The organism is Exiguobacterium sp. JMULE1, assembly GCF_013337175.1.
GTDB classification, from domain to species: Bacteria; Bacillota; Bacilli; order Exiguobacteriales; family Exiguobacteriaceae; genus Exiguobacterium_A; species Exiguobacterium_A indicum.
Map to the genome: position 1 here is coordinate 1,984,941 of NZ_SGWC01000002.1, position 17,081 is coordinate 2,002,021.

The following is a 17,081-nucleotide window of genomic DNA, read 5'->3' on the forward strand; positions in this document are numbered from 1 at the left end:
ATTTTCCGAAATGCTCTTAGAAATTGTAGACAGTTTTGACTTTCTCAACGATATCTTTGTGATCTGGGATCCAGACGTCTTCACCTTGTGCAAATGGGAAGATTGTATCTGGAGCAGCAACACGAAGAATTGGCGCTTCGAGGTCAAGGATTGCACGTTCTTGGATTTCAGTTGCAACCATTGCAGCGATACCCGCTTGTTTTTGTGCTTCTTGAACGACGACGACACGGTTTGTTTTCTTGACAGAAGCAAGAATCGTATCTATATCGATTGGGCTGATTGTCATCAAGTCGATGATTTCGACGCTGATGTTTTCTTTTTCGAGCTCTTCCGCTGCTTTAAGTGAAGCGTGTACCATCGCACCGTAAGTGACGATTGTTACATCTGTACCTTCACGTTTTACATCAGCTTTTCCGAGTTCGATCGTGTAATCGCCCTCTGGCACTTCACCGCGGAATGAACGGTAGAGTTTCATGTGCTCGAGGAATACGACTGGGTCGTTGTCGCGGATTGACGCGATCAAAAGACCTTTTGCATCGTAAGGTGTTGAAGGAATGACAACTTTAAGTCCTGGTGACTGAGCCATGAGTCCTTCGAGGTTATCTGCGTGAAGTTCCGGTGTTTTAACACCGCCACCGAATGGTGAACGGATTGTAACAGGTGCACTGTATGTGCCGCCTGAACGGTAACGGAGACGCGCAAGTTGTGCTGCGACTGAATCGAATACTTCGAATACGAATCCGAAGAATTGGATTTCCATGATTGGACGGAATCCTGTCAGACTGAATCCGACAGCAAGACCACCAATACCTGATTCTGCAAGTGGTGTATCGAAGACGCGGTCTTCGCCGAGCTCATCTTGAAGACCTTCTGTCGCACGGAATACCCCACCGTTTTTACCGACGTCTTCACCGAACAAGAGAACTTGTTCGTCGCGTTTCATCTCGACGCGCATTGCGTCAGTGATCGCTTGGATCATCGTCATTTGTGCCATGGGTTATTTCGACTCCTTTGCTGTATACTCATCAAGCTGCTCTTGCAGGTTTTGTGGAAGCTTCTCAGCCATCACGTTGATGAAATCTGTAACTTTTTGTTTTGGTTCTTTGTCAGCTTGTGCAAGTGCTTCCTTAACGTCAGCTTTAGCTTGCTCGATGACTTCGTTCTCTTTATCTTCGTTCCAAAGACCTTTTGCTTCCATGAAAGCACGGAAACGGACGAGTGGATCTTGTGCTTGATACTCATCATCCATGTCTTTTGTACGGTAACGTGTTGGATCATCACCAGCGAGTGTGTGTGGTCCGTAACGGTAAGTCAATGTTTCGATCAATGTCGGAACACCGTTGAGTGCTTCAACACGCGCTTGTTTCGTAGCTGCGTATACAGCAAGAACGTCCATACCGTCGACTTGGATACCATTGATACCAGCAGCGACAGCTTTTTGAGCGATTGTTTTCGCCATAGATTGTTTTTCGACAGGTGTCGAGATTGCGAAACGGTTGTTTTGAACGACGAAGATTGCAGGTGCTTTGAAAGCTCCAGCGAAGTTCATACCTTCATAGAAGTCACCTTGTGAAGAACCACCATCACCTGTGTAAGTGATTGCGACTTGTTCTTTACCGCTTTTCTTAAGACCGAGAGCAACACCAGCCGCTTGAACGATCTGCGCACCGATGATGATTTGTGGCATTAAGACGTTAACACCTTCAGGAATCTTACCACCTGTGATGTGACCGCGTGAGAACAAGAATGCTTTGTAAAGTGGGAAGCCATGGAAGACCATTTGTGGAATATCACGGTATCCAGGAAGAATCCAGTCATCTTTATCCAAAGCGAATTGCGTACCAATCATTGACGCTTCTTGTCCAGCTACTGGAGCGTAGAAACCAAGGCGTCCTTGACGGTTAAGTGAGATTGCACGTTGGTCCCAGATACGTGTGTATACGAGACGGCGCATTAATTCCGTAAGCTCTTCATCCGAGAGGTCTGGCATAGCGTCTTTATTGACGACTTCACCTTTCTCGTCAAGAATGCGGAACGTTTCAAAGTTTTCTTCCACGTTTTTAAACATGTTTACGTTCATCTTTTCACCTCATCCTTTCACTGCGTTCAGCGAAATATTCCTCTGACTGATTTGCCCACATGACAATAGTGTCCAAAAAACGAAGTCCCGTGTGACTATCCTTTGAACATGTGTCTGTGTACCTATTCAGTTGAGTAAACTGTATTATCATGAATCGACACGTTATAGTGTCTTGTTCATTACGTTACAAGTATAAATCTGTAACACCTTAAAATCAAAGGAAATGTTTTATTTTTTTCGCGTTTCACATTGTGAATTCAATCACAAAACTAGAATATTCCATCTTCTGTATCATTCGATATTTTCCTACTGTGTTAGTTGTCATCATTCCCCACTTTCCTATGCTATACTTTTTGTAGACGAAAGGAGTGTTGTTCATGATCACCATGAATGAAATCGTACGCGAAGACGTTCCTGCTCTTCACGAACGGTCAGTAGAAGTGACCTTCCCTCTCAGCGATGAGGATAAGGAAACGATGCGACTCATGCGCGAGTTCCTCGCCAACAGTCAAGATGATGAAATTGCGAAGAAATACGATTTACGAAGCGGCATTGGACTTGCAGCACCACAAATCGGTGTCAACAAGCGCATGTTCGCGATCCGCTTACCAGATGGTGATGATTTGCTGGAATTTGGTATCTATAATCCAAAAATCATCAGTCATTCCGTCGAGCAGACCTATTTAACGGGCGGCGAAGGATGTCTGTCCGTCGACCGTGAAGTCGAAGGACATGTACCGCGCTATATGCGTATTACCCTAACTGGCATCGATCATAACGGAAATCCTGTAAAATTACGTTTAAAAGGGATGAAAGCAATCGTCTGCCAGCATGAATACGATCATCTAGATGGCGTCATGTTTTATGATCGGATTGATAAAAAAGAACCGTTCAAGGAATACGGTCCTGCCACGTAATACAAAAATCCTCGTTTCCGTTTTCGGAGACGAGGATTTTTTGAATCAGACTTCCATGATGATCGGCATGACCATCGGATGACGTTGTGTTTTTTCTGTTAAATACGGTGTGAGCGTATCATTGATGACTTGTTTGATGTCCGTCCATTTCGTATTACGGTTCGCAAGCGATTGATCAAGTGAACGCTTGAGTAGACGTTCAGCATCTTTAATCAAATTACCCGACTCACGCATGTAGACGAAACCACGCGAGATGATGTCCGGTCCAGAGACGAGACGATTCGTCTTCGAGTCAAGCGTCACGACGACGACGACGAGTCCCTCTTCTGAGAGAATACGGCGATCGCGTAAAACGATGTTTCCGATGTCTCCGATTCCTTTTCCATCGACATAAACGGCATTCGCTTGAATCTTCCCGGTGATAGCGGCTGCATTCGCATCTAATGCCAGTACTTCACCGTTATCCATGACGAAGCAGTTCTCTTCCGGTACGCCAGCATCCATCGCAAGCGACATATGCTTCTTCAGCATCCGGTATTCCCCGTGAATCGGCATGAAGTATTTCGGATTTAATAGACGTAACATGAGTAACTGCTCTTGTTGACTACCGTGACCTGATGTATGGATATCATTTAGTTTACCGTACATGACATCTGCGCCAGCTTTGTACAGCTGATTGATCGTCTTTCCGACAGAAACGACGTTTCCTGGGATTGGGGACGAAGAGAAGATGACGAGATCATCCGGAATGATCGAGATTTGACGATGTGTTCCGTTTGCGATACGGCTAAGTGCAGCCATCGGTTCTCCTTGTGAACCCGTACAAAGGATCGTCAACTCATTTGATTTATAACGTTTCATCTCGTTCGGCTCGATGATCGTACCCTTCGGTGCTTTGATGAAATCAAGTTCTTGACCAATCATCATGACCTTGTCCATGCTACGTCCGAAGACGACGATTTTCCGTCCTGCTTCTACAGAAGCATTGACGACTTGTTGCAGACGATAGATGTTCGACGCAAACGTCGCGAAGATAATCCGCCCTTCCGCTTTACGGAAGATGTCTGAGATCGTTTCCCCAACGACACGTTCACTCATCGTAAACCCTTCCACTTCTGCGTTCGTTGAGTCCGATAGAAGACACAATACGCCTTCTTTACCGAGTTCAGCCATTTTCGCTAGATCAGCTGGCTCTCCGACTGGCGTGAAATCGAACTTGAAGTCCCCTGTATGCACGATGTTCCCTTGTGGTGTTTTGACGACGACACCGAACGAATTCGGAATCGAGTGTGTCGTACGGAAGAACGAGATGCTTGTCTTCCGGAACTTGATGACCGAATCTTCATCAATCTCATGCAGTTCCGCGTTGCGAAGCAAACCATGCTCTTCTAACTTCACCTTGATGAGACCCATCGCAATCTTCCCAGCGTAAATCGGTAAGTTCACTTGTTTAAGCAAGAAAGGCAGACCGCCAATGTGATCTTCATGACCGTGTGTGATGAAGACGCCTTTGACCTTATCCTTGTTCTTGATCAAGTACGTGTAATCTGGAATCACATAGTCGATTCCGAGTAATTCATCTTCTGGGAACATGACACCCGCGTCAATGACGATGATCTCATCTTGGAATTGAACGACATACGTGTTCTTCCCGATTTCCCCGAGTCCACCGAGTGCGAAAACGGCGGCCTGATGGTTTTTGACGAACTTCATTCGAACGTCGCAACCTTGAAATCAGGATGTTGTTGTTCGTATGTCAAAAATTCTCCGCTGACTTCGCGGATGAACTCGATGTTAATATCTTTGAGGTGGTCAATCGTTGATCGCACGTCACGAATGCTTTCCCCTTCTACATACATTGTTTCTGTCCGTTCACGAACAGGTGCTTCCGAACGAAGCGGTTGGTAAAATACTTTAAAAATCATGCCTAGCAACTCCTTATCAGTACATTGTTTTTTGTCCTTAGTACAGTATACACGATACACGGACTATTTTTCATCCTTATTCGGCATGTTCCCTTCCGGCAACACGCTTTTGGTTATGCTATACTTTCACATGAACAGGTCATTTCGACCAATTAAAAAGAGAAGGTGAAACCATGGCAAATCAGAAAGTCGTCTTTTTCGATATCGACGGAACCTTATTGCATGATGGTCATTTTGTTCCGGAATCAACAAAACAGGCAATTCGTAAGCTTCAAGAAAATGGTGTCTATGTAGCCCTTGCAACTGGACGCGGACCTGCGATGTTGTCTGGAATCCGTGAACTACTCAACATCGATACGATTATCGGCTATAACGGGCAAATCGTCGTTCATCAAAATGAAATCATCTACAAACGTCCACAACCTAAGACGGATTTAACGCATTTAACGCAACAAGCGAAAGAAAACGGGCATACACTCGTTTATCTTGGCGAAACAAAAGGCTTCACGACGAAATCAAATGATGTTCATGTCGTCGATTCACTCGGGGAGCTTGATATGCCGTTGCCGATTCACGATGAAGAAGCTTTCTTATCGCATGATGTTTTCCAAACGCTCGTCTACTGTACGGCCGAAGAAGAAGCGGATTATGTTAAACGGTATGACGCATTCGATTTCATTCGTTGGCACCCACATGCAATGGATGTCATCAATGTCGGTTCTTCGAAAGCAGAAGGGATCAAACAGTTCCTGAAATTGACGAATATTCGCCGCGAAGATACCTTTGCATTTGGTGATGCTTTAAACGATCTAGAGATGCTTCGCTACGTCGGAACGGGTATTGCAATGGGCAACGGACTTCCAGAAACGAAAGCTGCCGCTGACTATGTCACGAAACCCATCCTTGAGGACGGTATCGCACACGGATTAAAAGAATTCCAACTCATTTAATTAAGTAAATGTAAAGCTGAGGCGCGCCTCAGCTTTTTTTAGTTCTTCACTTTATGAATCGCACGCTCTAGACGGTCGAGGTCCTCATTTTCACCAATGACGACGAGGTAGTCCCCTTTTTCAATCATTTCGTCAGCTTGTAGAGAAATCAGAACGTTTTCTCCACGTTTAATGGCGACAACGTTCGCTCCGTATTTGCTCCGTAGATCCAGGTCAATCAATGTTTGTTTTGCCATCCGATCACTAACTTTAATTTCAACGATCGAAAATTCTTGAGATAAATCGAGATAGTCAAGAATATTGGAACTCATTAAACCATTTGCAATCCGGACTCCCATATCCCGTTCGGGGTGAACGATGAAATCTGCTCCGATTTTTCGTAATACTTTTTCGTGGTAATCGTTCGTCGCTTTAACGGTGATCGATTGTACCCCGAGCTCTTTTAAGATCAATGTCGTCAAGATAGATGCTTGAATATTTTCCCCGATGGCAACGATGACATGGTCGAAGTTTCGGATTCCTAGACTTTTTAAGACGTTCTCATCCGTCGTGTCCGCGATGACGGAATGCGTCGCAATTCCCATGAATTCATTGACGCGCTCCTCGTCGGAGTCAATCGCTAAGACATCGTACCCATTTTTCGATAATTCACGGACAATCGAGCCACCAAAGCGCCCTAGTCCAATTACTGCAAACTCTCCATTCATTTTCACAACTCTCCTTCACAATCGCTCTTCTTTAGTAGTGTACCTGATTCAATTTAAAAATACTATAAACGCCCCTGCGATTCGCAGAGGCGTGTATTCATCCATTATTTTGAGGATTTCCCACGTACATAATCGTTATCGAACAAGAAGAGTCGTAAAATCAAGTACAACGCCGGAATCAAGAGTAAGAGTCCGAAGATGAAGACAACGACGAGTGCGGAAGCCATTGTTTCGTTAACGACCGCTTTGTTGATATCGATATATGGATACAAGATATATGGTAAGTGCGTATAACCGTAACCAAACCATGCCACTCCATACTGTAGCATGACCGCGACGAAGGCAATTCCGTAATTCTTCTTCATGTAGACGAGTGTCACCGCAACGAGGAAGAAGATGAAACTAGCAGCGAACCACCACCAGTTCCCGTTTAAGATGTTCTCATAGTGCCATGCCGCTTGATTTTTCAATCCAAAGAAGACGAGTGCACAGACTAGAATCGTCGGACCACTCCAGAAGAGCGCCCACTTACGAATCAATGGCGTAGCCCCTTCATCCTTCGCTTTATCTGCATAGAACAAGAGGAACATCGCACTGATATAGAGGACGGATACGATAGCGAGTGCTACGACCGACCAAGAGTAAAAGTTCGTAAATAATTTTGTTCCTAAAAACTCAACCGTTTCATTCGTTTTACGAATGAATCCACCTTGACTGATCGTCAATGTCGTTGACATCGCCGCCGGAATCAATAGACCAGTTGCTCCATATAAGAACGTATAGAACATGCTGTCATTTGATCCATAATTGGCGAATGCATAGAAACTACCACGAATCGCAATCAATACGAGAACGATCGAGGCTGGCACGAGTAGTGCCGTACCGAAATAGTAAGCGGTATCCGGGAAGAACCCGACTAATCCGACGAAGAAGAATACGAAGAAGACATTCGTTACCTCCCACACTGGTGAGAGATAACGAAGAATCAATCGATTCGTTAAATGATCCCGCTTCGTATATTTTGAATAAAAGGCGTAAAATCCAGCACCGAAGTCAATTGAGGCAACGATGAGATATCCGTACAGGAAAGTCCAAAGGACCGTAATTCCTAGTGTTTGAACGTCCAAATCGTTCCCTCCTTACTTGTTATCATCCACGAACATAGCTTCCCCACGTGCGTGGTGGTTTTCAGCAAGTTCTTGAAGTTCTTTTCCAACCGGGTTTTTCTTGAACATCCGTAATAATACGACTGTACAAATCGTACCGAGCATCAAGTACAAGGCACTGAATAGAATCAACATCGGACCGACGGCAGTTGATGTCGTCGCCGCATCTGCTGTCCGCATGATGCCGTAAAGTGTCCAAGGTTGACGACCAATTTCAGCATACATCCAACCTGCTTCAATTGAAATCATCGCCAGAGGTCCACCGATGAAGACACCTCTTAAAATCCATTTGTTATAAGGATTTAATTTTTTCAAACGGAATGCCAAGATGAACAAGGCAGAGATGGCAGCCAAATACATACCAATCGAAACCATGATATCGAAGAAATAGTGAACGATCAGCGGTGCTTGATCTTCTTTTGCGAACTCATTTAGACCAATGACTTCTGTATCTGGAGCTCCACCCGCAAGAATTGAGAGTGCATATGGGATTTTGACGGCACCCTTGATTTCATAACTGCCGTCTTCTTGCTGATCAAGTATCCCACCGAAGATCAACTCGGCTTCACTTGTCGTTTCAAAATGCCATTCAGCAGCTGCGAGTTTCTCTGGCTGGTATTTCGCCAAGTATTTCCCTGAGAAGTCCCCGACAAGTGCCGTCGAGAAGGCAAAAATCAATCCAGCCATGACCGTTAAGCGAAGTGCTTTTTTGTGATACGCTGTTTCCGCTGCTGAGAGTGTTTTTTTGCGGAGTAAGTGGAACGCCGCGATTGCCGCCAAGATGAATGCGACTGTTAAATAAGCCGATACGATGACGTGTGTTGCTTTTGTAGGTGTTGCTGTATTGAACATTGCTTTCAATGGTTCAATTTGCGTTAGCGTTCCGTTGACGATCTTAAATCCTTCTGGTGAGTTCATGAAGGAGTTGACCGTCGTAATGAAGAATGCTGATGCTGTCGCACCAATGACGACCGGAATCCCGATCAACCAGTGTAACCATGGGTTTTTGAACCGATCCCACGTGTACAGATAAATACCGAGGAAAATCGCTTCAAAGAAGAATGCGAATGTTTCCATAAATAGCGGTAGTGCGATCGTTTGACCAGCCACTTGCATGAGTGACGGCCAAAGTAGTGATAATTGCAATCCGATGGCCGTCCCTGTCACGACACCGACTGCGACGGTAACGACGTATCCACGCGTCCACCGTCTTGCTAATAAAATATAATCCGGATCTTTGCGTTTCAGACCGATGAATTCAGCTGCGAGTACCATGAGTGGTACCCCGACGCCAATCGTCGCGAATATAATATGAAACGCTAATGTGAGCCCTGTCAACAATCGACTGAGCAATACGGGATCATTGAACATGTATATAGCCCCCTCTTCCTAAAACATACTTCTCTATATGGTCTATAACCGTATCATAGAGAACATAACCCTTTATGTCTGTTTATAATGTTTGATGTAACAAATTGTTCACATGTGCACGTGATTTTTTTCACAAAATGTTCGAAAACTCCTATTCTTACATATATAAAAAGCTTTCCCATTCTTGATTTCGAAAGGGAAAGCTTAATGTCCTTTATTATTTCATAAAACTTTTTAAACATATTCTCGGAAATAATGATCGAGTAAATCAATCACAAATGGAATAGCGGATTCATCTGGATTCAAGGTTGGTTGATGAAGTCCAGATGTCGGATTGTCGACTCCAAGCCAAAACATCATCCCTGGAATTTCCTTCAACATGAATCCAAAGTCTTCTCCTGTCATTGCTGCATCACATTCAATATAGTTCGCATTCATCTTAACGAATGATGAAAATTTATCAACGATGTGTCGGTCATTGACGACCTCGTAATAACGATTTCCGAATTGCAGATCAATCTTGACGCCAAAGGAAGCTTCGATTCCCCGGATGATGTCACGAACGCGTCGTTCCAGTTTTTCCATGTCTTCCCCGTTGAGTGCGCGCATCGTACCGTCAAGAACAGCTCTACCGGCGATGACGTTTTCTCGAATCCCGGCATCGACCTTTCCGATCGTGATGACGCTACAGTTCATCGGATTGATGGATCGGCTGACGATTGTTTGCAATTGCATGATCAAGGCTGCTTGCGCAACGACCGTATCAATCGTCAAATGAGGAAATGCCGCGTGACCACTTTGACCATAGATCGTGATATGGACTTCTCGAGCACTCGCGAACAAGACGCCGGGACGGCTTGCAATCGTACCGACTGGATACTCCGGTGCGACGTGAAGACCATACATCTCACTTGGACGATATTTTTCAAACAACGGACTTTTAATCATCGGTTCTGCCCCGCCCGGACCTTCTTCCGCTGGTTGGAATAAAAAGACGACATCATCCATGACCGGCAATTCAATGATTCGTTTCATCAATCCCAACGCAATCGACGTGTGCATATCGTGACCACAGGCATGCATGAAGCCTGGATGTTCCGAGCAAAATGGAAGACCTGTCGCTTCTTCGATTGGTAACCCATCAATGTCTGCCCGGTATCCAATCGTCCGATTTCCAGTCAATCCTTTCACTCGAACGAAAACACCCGTTTCAAACGTGTCATACGTGACACGATCTGGTGGATAAGCACGAATTTGTTCCAATATAAAAGCTTGCGTCTTAAATTCCTTGAACCCTGGTTCTGGTATTTTATGAAGCGCGCGCCGCATTTCAATGGCGTATTCCATCTGACTGACTTCCTCCTTCTTCTTTTACGATATCCCAAAATGCTTGAACTTGTTTTAGTTCAAGCATCGATTCCGTAGACAAAATCCATGTATCTCGCTTTAATACCTTTCCAGATGATGTTTTTAACGGAAGCTGCATGACTTCATTTGATTGTTGGATCGTCGATTCGGGTAAAATCGCAAATCCAATTCCATGTAGAGCCATCTGCTTACATGTCTCGATTTGATCGACGACCAGAGTCCGCGATGGCGGACTTGCGAACCGATCTTGCCACCATTCTAAAATTTCTTGATAGTACGTTGAATCACTCTTGAACTGGATGAATGGTCGATCCGTCACGCGTAACTGTTCGATTGACGTCAACTCACTATCGACTAAATAGAGCGGATCCGAGAAAAGACGTTCTTTAACACCTTTCCAGTCCGGGTTTCCACGAATGATCCCGATATGAAAATGTTCCTCTAACATATGACGCATCATCTCACTGGACCATCCCGTGACAAGCTGAACACGGACATGCGGATAACGCTCAACGAATCGTTTCAAGACACGCGGGAGCCAATATTGCCCCATGATGGAAGCGACGGCAATCCGAAGCGTTCCATAAACGGCACCCTCTTCTGCCGTCAATTCACTTTTTAACTCAAGTTCCTTCCGATTCATCTCTTTTGCGAGACCGATTACTTTTTCTCCTTGTGGTGTGATGCTTAACCCACGCGATGAACGAATGAATAACTTTGTTCCCCAGCGTCTTTCAATCGCAACGAGACGTTGACTAAGCGCAGGTTGCGAGACGAATAATCGTTCAGCAGCGCGCCTCATATTCAATTCTTCCGATAAGGTGATCAACATTTCCATTTCCGACACTTGCAATGTGAGATTCGACTCCTCATGATATAAGATGGCATTAGTTTAACACGTTAGAAAGGACGATACATATGACACGCTATCATTTTATGTTCATCATCTCAACGATTGCAACGCTTGGCAGTCTCTATTTCAGTGAAATTCGCGGATTCATCCCTTGCCCTCTCTGTTGGTGGCAACGACTATTCATGTATACGACAGCCTTTTATTTGCTCATCTCGCTATTCCGGTCGAAAACGATCGATCCGCTCTTCGTCCGCCTGTATGTGCTTGCCGGCTTTGGTGTCGCCTTGTACCACGTCATCCTTGAGCGCTTACCCGATGGCGAAGCGTTATGTACGAGTGGCTGTCTCATCAAATGGGTCAACTATTTTGGTTTCTTGACGATCCCGATGATGAGTCTCATTGCCTTTACATTACTCTTGATTCTAGCGTTCTATCCAGCACGTTCGAACAATGAAGCGTAAGATACAAAAAAGAGAAGTCGATTCGACTTCTCTTTTTTGTCGTTTGACATCACGTCCATCGATTGAAGACGCTGACGGCGCTTGAGAACGCAAGCTCTGAGAGTTGTCCCGTACCTTCACACCAGTCCCCGACGAAAGCGACACCTGCATGATCCGGAATGTGAGTCGCAAGCGGCGTTTGTCCCATTTTCCATTTGATTTCTTGTACGACTGCTCGTTTGATCGTTCGTTCTGCGACGATACGTTGTCTCCAATCTGTAAAATGAACGTCAAGCATCTGTTCGATTCCTGTTCGGACATGTCCAATATAATCAGGATCCTCAAGTCGATCGTGTTCAAGATAGGCGATTGCTTGAAGGACTTGACCATCCTTCGGTGCAAGACTTGCATCATAATGTGATAAATCCGTGATGAACGCTCGATGCGAACGGTCGTAGATGTATGAATACGGTGTTTGGATATACGGATGAAGTCCAAGATCATACACGAATACTTCTACCGGTTCATGACTTGCATACGGTGTAACAAATCGTTGAATGGCAGTTGGGGTCGCCATTTTTAAGATTTCACGCGGTGGTACGGCAAAGATGATCCGTTCGACGTTCCATTCTTGTTTCTTTCGATCACGTACTAAGAATCCTGTCGTAGTCGATTCGACTGCTGTTATTTTTGTTTTTTTCAGAATCTCTCCGCGGTTCTCAAGAATGATCCGTTCCAACTCCTGTACTAACCCTTGCCATCCTCCTTCGATGTATGAGACAGGCTTTCGCGTCCGAAAAAGTTTTTGATAATACTCGAAATAGACGTCTGACGGAATTTTTTCGGGTTCTGCCGTAAAAAAGTTCGTTGATGCCAAATCAAGCATCAACTGTGCCACTTGTTCATCGACTCGTTCTGTTTTTAACCATTGCCCGATCGATTGTTGCGGATCCCCTCGTTCGACTCGTAAAATCGTTTTAATGATTTCCCATGTAAAACGTACTTTGTTCGTTCCTTCGATGACTTCTGTTTTCAATAATCCCCAGGCATTCGCAGGAACTGCCGTCAAATGACCTGAAAACTCATATTTCGCACGACTCGCTGAGAAATCCAGCCACGTCACTTCGATACCAAGCTGTTTCGTTAATTTGCGAAGAATCGATTGATCGCGTCCATAAATCGCATGAGCACCGTAATTAAACGTAAATCCTTTTACGGTTTGAGAGGTGGCACGTCCTCCGAGCAATCCAGCATCCCAGAGCGTGACCGGTGTTCCTTGTTTTGCGAACAATGCTGCTGCCGTCAAGCCGGATAACCCTCCACCTATGATACCAATCGTCATACTCCCGCCTCCTCAATCATCGTTTCTCTTCTTTTCCCATAACGATTGAAGAAGAATCGAAGAACATGAAAAAAAGGCGTGATTTCAATCATGAAATCACACCTCGTTATTCTTGATTATGCTTTCCACCATTCGTCGAGTGGTGAGACGGGCATATGATGCTTATGCCCAACACGTTTATACTGCATCTCTAGCTTTTCTTGACTTGCTTCTGAAATCGTCTTACCTTCCAAGTAATCATCAATTTCTTCGTATGTCATTCCGAGTGCCACTTCGTCTGGTAGTGCCGGACGATTTTCTTCAAGATCTGCTGTCGGAATTTTTTCAATCAATACTTCTGGTGCGTTCAAGTAACGTAACAGTTGTTTCCCTTGCCGTTTGTTCAGTCCCGTCAATGGCGTCAAATCACATGCACCATCACCATGTTTCGTGTAGAATCCCGTCACGAATTCAGCTGCATGATCCGTTCCAACGACTAAACAGCCATAATGAGCGGCTAAATCATATTGACTTTTCATTCGCTCTCGCGCTTTCGTATTTCCTTTATTAAAGTCGGAAAGTTCTGCACCTGTCGCTTCTTTGAACGCCTGCATCGATGCTTCGACCGCTGGTTTAATGTTCACACGAAGCGAATGATCTGGTTGAATGAACGTCAAGGCTGTCTGTGCGTCTGCTTCATCTTGTTGTTCCCCGTAAGGCAAGCGGACCGCATAAAATGCGACATCTTTCCCCTCTTCTTTTCGCAACTCTTCAACTGCCAGTTGGCACAGACGACCTGCGAGCGAAGAATCTTGTCCCCCTGAGATGCCCAATACGAATCCCTTTGCTCCTGTATGCTTGAGATACGCTTTCAAGAAGGCTACCCGCTCGTTTACTTCTTGTGCTGGGTCAATGACAGGCTTTACTCCTGTTACTTGGATGATTTCTTTTTGCATGAATCGCTTCACTCCTTCACATTGTGTTGATCGTCATTTTGAATCAATCATTTGTTGATCCGTCGTTTGTTTTGCACTTGCTCCCTTGAATTGACGGATTGTCGATACGCGAACTTCCGTGCTATCACCTAAAGAGGAGATCGGTAATTCAACCGTATACTGTTTCGTTTCACGTTTCGTGAACGTATCCTTTTCAATCGCTTGCGTGAATACTTGCTCTTTCTCAAAATCATACGTTACGTGTTGTTTCGCATCAATCAATTGAGCCTGAAAACGTTGTGAGGAAGGATACGTCACGTTCACACTGTGATCATTTGGATTCGTTAAAGAAATGTCTAATTGCATCATGTCGTCCTGCTTTGTCGTTTTGACTGCGATTTGAATCGGTTCGTTCGTGGTTGTTGCCTGTTGTTTCTTTTCTTGGCAACCTGCTAAACAAACAGTAAGCAGTAGCAGAATGAAAACGAGACGTTTCATCTCATCCCTCCTTTTATCTTTATTAATTTTATCACAAAAAAAAGCGAGAGAGGATTCTCCTCTCTCGCACGTTTATCCGCTTATGCCACAGGTAAAGTCGATGGATTCATCTTGAATGAAAACAATTGCTCTAATCCTGTCGCAAACAGTTCGTCACAAATATCTTCTGCCGCGTTTGCTGGTGCGACTAATGTGATTGTACGACTGTCGATTGTTTCGATCGTTACATATACCCCTGTTTTTGTCCGTTCCTTGTATCCTACTGCTAAATCAGTTTCAGCGAAAAGTAACATATCCCCGATTCTCCCCTTTTCTCATTCATAATGCCCAGCCAAGAGATGACCTACATGTTCCGAATTCGTTATTGTAGGTTAACTGTACCAAAGGGCAGAAAAAAGAAGAAAATTGTCATTCGACATTTCATTTCAAAACAATATTTCAATTTCATCAGGGATATTTTGGAATAATCCGTTTAGTTGTTAGATGCAAGCGTTTTAATAAGCATTTCCAACACATTTCATTTCGATTTCAAAAGATGACAACATGATTTTGATTATTTTACCAGTATTTTTAGGAAACAGGGAATATATACCTAGACAATTAGTGACTCATTTTGTCGAATGATTCTCTCACCCAATTATTTTTTAAGTTCTCATGAACTTTCATCTATCATTCGATTCATTTGCTGCCAAACCGTTCCTAGTGCTTCTTCCCCACTCTCGATCCGCGTTAATGCGAGTTCGGCTTGTAGAGCCACTTCATATTCCCGGTCTCGGATTGCTTCACGCAGTCTTGGAATCGACTGTTCCGTTCCGACATCAAACAGGAAGCGAGCAGCTCGCCAGCGTACTAATTTATTTTTATCCGCTAACGCTTCCATCATCATTGGTTCAGCTTCTGGCATCGCCCAATCTGAAATCGTATCGCCTGCTGTCCGGCGAACGATCCCTGACGGATCATGCAGTGCACTCGTCAAATACTCTAACAGTTCTTCTCGGTGATCTTCGAACATCCCAAGCTTTACAATCGCTTGACGCCGAATTTGCATCTTCTCATCCTGTAACAGGCGAGCATAAGCTGGAACCCACTCCATCTCAACAGGTAGTTCATCGAGCGCCGCGAATCGTTCTTTCCAATCGGATGATTGAATCGCTTGACCGCTAAACGTAATATCTTCTCCTGCTGCGAGCGACTTGAGACGTTCGATACGTTCGACTGGATATGCAATCTCAATCTCATTCGCTACTTCACGCAAACTTTCGTCAAGATCTCCGTATCGAGGTGCTTGTTCCACCCAGCGTCGATCGCTAATGACATTCTGAACGAATGGTTGGACGAATAGCGCTGCTTCTCGGAAACGTTCCGACAGCCCTTCTCGTTTTCTTCTAATCCTTTCACACCTTTGATTTGCATCGGTACGCCTAAAATGAACTGCACGAATAGATGGACAGGCTCATACTCAGCATCTGTCTCGTGCTGTTCAACATCATTCAACGTTTCACCGAACGCACGTCGTATATCGATGACAAGCGAGCGCCAATCATATTTCGGATAACGCTCGATCGATAAAAAGTCACTGACCTGATAAACGAACTTAACGCCAGGTATTTCAAGTAATCGCTGAATGTGTTCCGGTGCGCCAAAGGCATGCTCGAATGTCTGTCCCTTTTCCGAAAAGACCTCATCAACGATGACTTTCATGTTATTTGGACTTGGTGTTGGTTCAATCGCTACGATTTTCATGTGTATCCCCTCCACTTCTATCATTTCAGATATCTCATCTGAAATGCAAAGCAAATGCCCTACAGACATGACCGTAGGGCAAAAACTTACTTGAATGCTTCTTCGATGATTGCAACGAAAGCATCCGGTGTCTCAAGCATCCCCATGTGTCCACTGTCTGTTGACCGATGTATGAGATGATCATTCTTTGGTGCAAATGCGCTTTCCTCTGAAATCAGTTGATCTTTCGTGCCGTGAATGATGACACCCTTCACGTTTGACCTCGTCAAGACCTTCGTCATATCTCGCCGATCTCGCATCGCAGAGAGCGCACGGATAGCTCCTTCGACCGTCATCATGTACCCGATCTCAAGTGCTTCAGCGACAGCGAACTCATCTGCCCCTTCAGCGAATAAGGATGGAACAAGACCATTGACGAATTCTCTAACACCGACTTCTTCAACGCGCGTGATGTTTTGATTTCGTTTTTGTTTCGCTTGTTCATCATCTGCTTTAGCTGTCGAGTACACGAGACCGTATCCACTGATTTGATCCGCATACCCTTCTACGATTGCAGCTGTGATGTATCCACCAAATGAATGCCCGATGATGATCGGCTTTTCGATACCACGTCGATCAAGTTCATGCATGACCCATTCGGCAAAGCCTTCAATCGTATCCGGACCAACATCAAGTCCCTCATGCCCCGGTAAACTTAGTGGTAATACATCAAAGGAATGTCGTAAATTTGCCTCTACCCGATTAAAATAATCTGTTCCTCCTGTAAATCCATGCAGGAGTACGAGTGTTTGTTTTTCCATTGACTAC

Annotated in this window: 18 protein-coding genes and 1 pseudogene; 3 read left to right on the plus strand and 16 right to left on the minus strand. The window is 44.7% G+C overall.

The window, feature by feature from the left end; all coding sequences use genetic code 11:
- Window positions 1–16: 16 nt before the first annotated feature.
- Both EXW93_RS10745 and pdhA read right to left on the minus strand, forming a co-directional pair.
- Entirely contained in the window at window positions 17–994 is a 978-nt protein-coding gene (locus tag EXW93_RS10745; RefSeq protein ID WP_023468851.1) for an alpha-ketoacid dehydrogenase subunit beta, read from the minus strand.
- Between the two features lie 3 nt (window positions 995–997).
- Window positions 998–2,080: a pyruvate dehydrogenase (acetyl-transferring) E1 component subunit alpha gene (gene pdhA / locus EXW93_RS10750; protein WP_023468852.1), complete on the minus strand. Its 1,083-nt coding sequence runs from the start codon at window positions 2,078–2,080 to the stop codon at window positions 998–1,000.
- Between the two features lie 377 nt (window positions 2,081–2,457).
- On the opposite strand from pdhA, the gene def reads away from it, so the two are divergent.
- Complete coding sequence (gene def / locus EXW93_RS10755) at window positions 2,458–2,997, plus strand: peptide deformylase (protein WP_023468853.1); 540 nt, start codon at window positions 2,458–2,460, stop codon at window positions 2,995–2,997.
- A gap of 45 nt (window positions 2,998–3,042) precedes the next feature.
- Here def and rnjA read toward each other — a convergent pair whose 3' ends face one another.
- Both rnjA and EXW93_RS10765 read right to left on the minus strand, forming a co-directional pair.
- Window positions 3,043–4,710 carry a ribonuclease J1 gene (gene rnjA, locus EXW93_RS10760; protein WP_035396693.1) on the minus strand — a complete coding sequence of 556 codons (1,668 nt, stop codon included), beginning with the start codon at window positions 4,708–4,710 and terminating at the stop codon, window positions 3,043–3,045.
- A complete protein-coding gene (locus tag EXW93_RS10765) occupies window positions 4,707–4,922 on the minus strand; it encodes a DNA-dependent RNA polymerase subunit epsilon (RefSeq protein ID WP_023468855.1) in 216 nt (71 codons plus the stop codon). Before EXW93_RS10765 ends, rnjA begins: the two co-directional genes overlap by 4 nt.
- A gap of 173 nt (window positions 4,923–5,095) precedes the next feature.
- Between EXW93_RS10765 and EXW93_RS10770 the strand changes: the two genes are divergently transcribed.
- A complete protein-coding gene (locus tag EXW93_RS10770; protein WP_174316449.1) occupies window positions 5,096–5,872 on the plus strand; it encodes a Cof-type HAD-IIB family hydrolase in 777 nt (258 codons plus the stop codon).
- A 38-nt stretch (window positions 5,873–5,910) separates the two neighbouring features.
- On the opposite strand, the gene EXW93_RS10775 is transcribed toward EXW93_RS10770, so the two are convergent.
- The 5 genes from EXW93_RS10775 to EXW93_RS10795 form a co-directional block, all read right to left on the minus strand.
- Complete coding sequence (locus EXW93_RS10775; RefSeq protein ID WP_023468857.1) at window positions 5,911–6,579, minus strand: potassium channel family protein; 669 nt, start codon at window positions 6,577–6,579, stop codon at window positions 5,911–5,913.
- A 104-nt stretch (window positions 6,580–6,683) separates the two neighbouring features.
- Window positions 6,684–7,706 carry a cytochrome d ubiquinol oxidase subunit II gene (locus EXW93_RS10780; RefSeq protein ID WP_023468858.1) on the minus strand — a complete coding sequence of 341 codons (1,023 nt, stop codon included), beginning with the start codon at window positions 7,704–7,706 and terminating at the stop codon, window positions 6,684–6,686.
- A 12-nt stretch (window positions 7,707–7,718) separates the two neighbouring features.
- Entirely contained in the window at window positions 7,719–9,116 is a 1,398-nt protein-coding gene (locus EXW93_RS10785) for a cytochrome ubiquinol oxidase subunit I (protein ID WP_023468859.1), read from the minus strand.
- Window positions 9,117–9,350: 234 nt separating this feature from the next.
- Entirely contained in the window at window positions 9,351–10,463 is a 1,113-nt protein-coding gene (locus EXW93_RS10790) for an N-acetyldiaminopimelate deacetylase (protein ID WP_023468860.1), read from the minus strand.
- Window positions 10,447–11,337 (minus strand): transcriptional regulator CcpC, encoded by an 891-nt coding sequence (locus EXW93_RS10795; RefSeq protein WP_023468861.1) that lies wholly within the window; start codon window positions 11,335–11,337, stop codon window positions 10,447–10,449. The genes EXW93_RS10790 and EXW93_RS10795 overlap by 17 nt, the downstream gene beginning before the upstream one ends.
- 65 nt (window positions 11,338–11,402) lie before the next feature.
- Here EXW93_RS10795 and EXW93_RS10800 point away from each other — a divergent pair, with 65 nt between their 5' ends.
- Window positions 11,403–11,798, plus strand: a complete 396-nt coding sequence (locus EXW93_RS10800; RefSeq protein ID WP_023468862.1) for a disulfide bond formation protein B — start codon at window positions 11,403–11,405, stop codon at window positions 11,796–11,798.
- Window positions 11,799–11,847: 49 nt separating this feature from the next.
- On the opposite strand, the gene EXW93_RS10805 is transcribed toward EXW93_RS10800, so the two are convergent.
- The 7 genes and pseudogenes from EXW93_RS10805 to EXW93_RS10830 all read right to left on the minus strand — a co-directional run bounded on the left by EXW93_RS10805 (window position 11,848) and on the right by EXW93_RS10830 (window position 17,074).
- A complete protein-coding gene (locus EXW93_RS10805) occupies window positions 11,848–13,119 on the minus strand; it encodes an FAD-dependent oxidoreductase (RefSeq protein ID WP_174316450.1) in 1,272 nt (423 codons plus the stop codon).
- A 116-nt stretch (window positions 13,120–13,235) separates the two neighbouring features.
- Window positions 13,236–14,054, minus strand: a complete 819-nt coding sequence (gene nadE, locus EXW93_RS10810; RefSeq protein ID WP_174316451.1) for an ammonia-dependent NAD(+) synthetase — start codon at window positions 14,052–14,054, stop codon at window positions 13,236–13,238.
- A 33-nt stretch (window positions 14,055–14,087) separates the two neighbouring features.
- Window positions 14,088–14,531, minus strand: coding sequence for a BsuPI-related putative proteinase inhibitor (locus EXW93_RS10815; protein ID WP_050677557.1), 444 nt, complete (start codon window positions 14,529–14,531; stop codon window positions 14,088–14,090).
- Window positions 14,532–14,611: 80 nt separating this feature from the next.
- The gene (locus tag EXW93_RS10820) at window positions 14,612–14,824 is read right to left on the minus strand and encodes a hypothetical protein (RefSeq protein ID WP_023468866.1); all 213 of its coding nucleotides are present in this window, start codon (window positions 14,822–14,824) and stop codon (window positions 14,612–14,614) included.
- A gap of 359 nt (window positions 14,825–15,183) precedes the next feature.
- Window positions 15,184–15,972 carry a virulence factor gene (locus tag EXW93_RS10825; RefSeq protein ID WP_371811221.1) on the minus strand — a complete coding sequence of 263 codons (789 nt, stop codon included), beginning with the start codon at window positions 15,970–15,972 and terminating at the stop codon, window positions 15,184–15,186.
- 110 nt (window positions 15,973–16,082) lie between these two features.
- Window positions 16,083–16,343, minus strand: a pseudogene (locus EXW93_RS16650) (NifU N-terminal domain-containing protein); the annotation flags it as partial.
- Window positions 16,344–16,360: 17 nt separating this feature from the next.
- Entirely contained in the window at window positions 16,361–17,074 is a 714-nt protein-coding gene (locus EXW93_RS10830) for an alpha/beta fold hydrolase (RefSeq protein WP_174316452.1), read from the minus strand.
- Window positions 17,075–17,081: the final 7 nt, after the last annotated feature.

What these genes read in the sequence shown, in the direction of transcription:
- nadE (WP_174316451.1), bottom strand. Translation starts at nt 14,054, where the DNA reads ATGCAAAAAGAAATCATCCAAGTAACAGGAGTAAAGCCTGTCATTGAC.
- EXW93_RS10765 (WP_023468855.1), bottom strand. Translation starts at nt 4,922, where the DNA reads ATGATTTTTAAAGTATTTTACCAACCGCTTCGTTCGGAAGCACCTGTT.
- EXW93_RS10815 (WP_050677557.1), bottom strand. Translation starts at nt 14,531, where the DNA reads ATGAAACGTCTCGTTTTCATTCTGCTACTGCTTACTGTTTGTTTAGCA.
- EXW93_RS10790 (WP_023468860.1), bottom strand. Translation starts at nt 10,463, where the DNA reads ATGGAATACGCCATTGAAATGCGGCGCGCGCTTCATAAAATACCAGAA.
- EXW93_RS10830 (WP_174316452.1), bottom strand. Translation starts at nt 17,074, where the DNA reads ATGGAAAAACAAACACTCGTACTCCTGCATGGATTTACAGGAGGAACA.
- def (WP_023468853.1), top strand. Translation starts at nt 2,458, where the DNA reads ATGATCACCATGAATGAAATCGTACGCGAAGACGTTCCTGCTCTTCAC.
- EXW93_RS10820 (WP_023468866.1), bottom strand. Translation starts at nt 14,824, where the DNA reads ATGTTACTTTTCGCTGAAACTGATTTAGCAGTAGGATACAAGGAACGG.
- EXW93_RS10800 (WP_023468862.1), top strand. Translation starts at nt 11,403, where the DNA reads ATGACACGCTATCATTTTATGTTCATCATCTCAACGATTGCAACGCTT.
- EXW93_RS10770 (WP_174316449.1), top strand. Translation starts at nt 5,096, where the DNA reads ATGGCAAATCAGAAAGTCGTCTTTTTCGATATCGACGGAACCTTATTG.
- rnjA (WP_035396693.1), bottom strand. Translation starts at nt 4,710, where the DNA reads ATGAAGTTCGTCAAAAACCATCAGGCCGCCGTTTTCGCACTCGGTGGA.
- EXW93_RS10805 (WP_174316450.1), bottom strand. Translation starts at nt 13,119, where the DNA reads ATGACGATTGGTATCATAGGTGGAGGGTTATCCGGCTTGACGGCAGCA.
- pdhA (WP_023468852.1), bottom strand. Translation starts at nt 2,080, where the DNA reads ATGAACGTAAACATGTTTAAAAACGTGGAAGAAAACTTTGAAACGTTC.
- EXW93_RS10775 (WP_023468857.1), bottom strand. Translation starts at nt 6,579, where the DNA reads ATGAATGGAGAGTTTGCAGTAATTGGACTAGGGCGCTTTGGTGGCTCG.
- EXW93_RS10785 (WP_023468859.1), bottom strand. Translation starts at nt 9,116, where the DNA reads ATGTTCAATGATCCCGTATTGCTCAGTCGATTGTTGACAGGGCTCACA.
- EXW93_RS10745 (WP_023468851.1), bottom strand. Translation starts at nt 994, where the DNA reads ATGGCACAAATGACGATGATCCAAGCGATCACTGACGCAATGCGCGTC.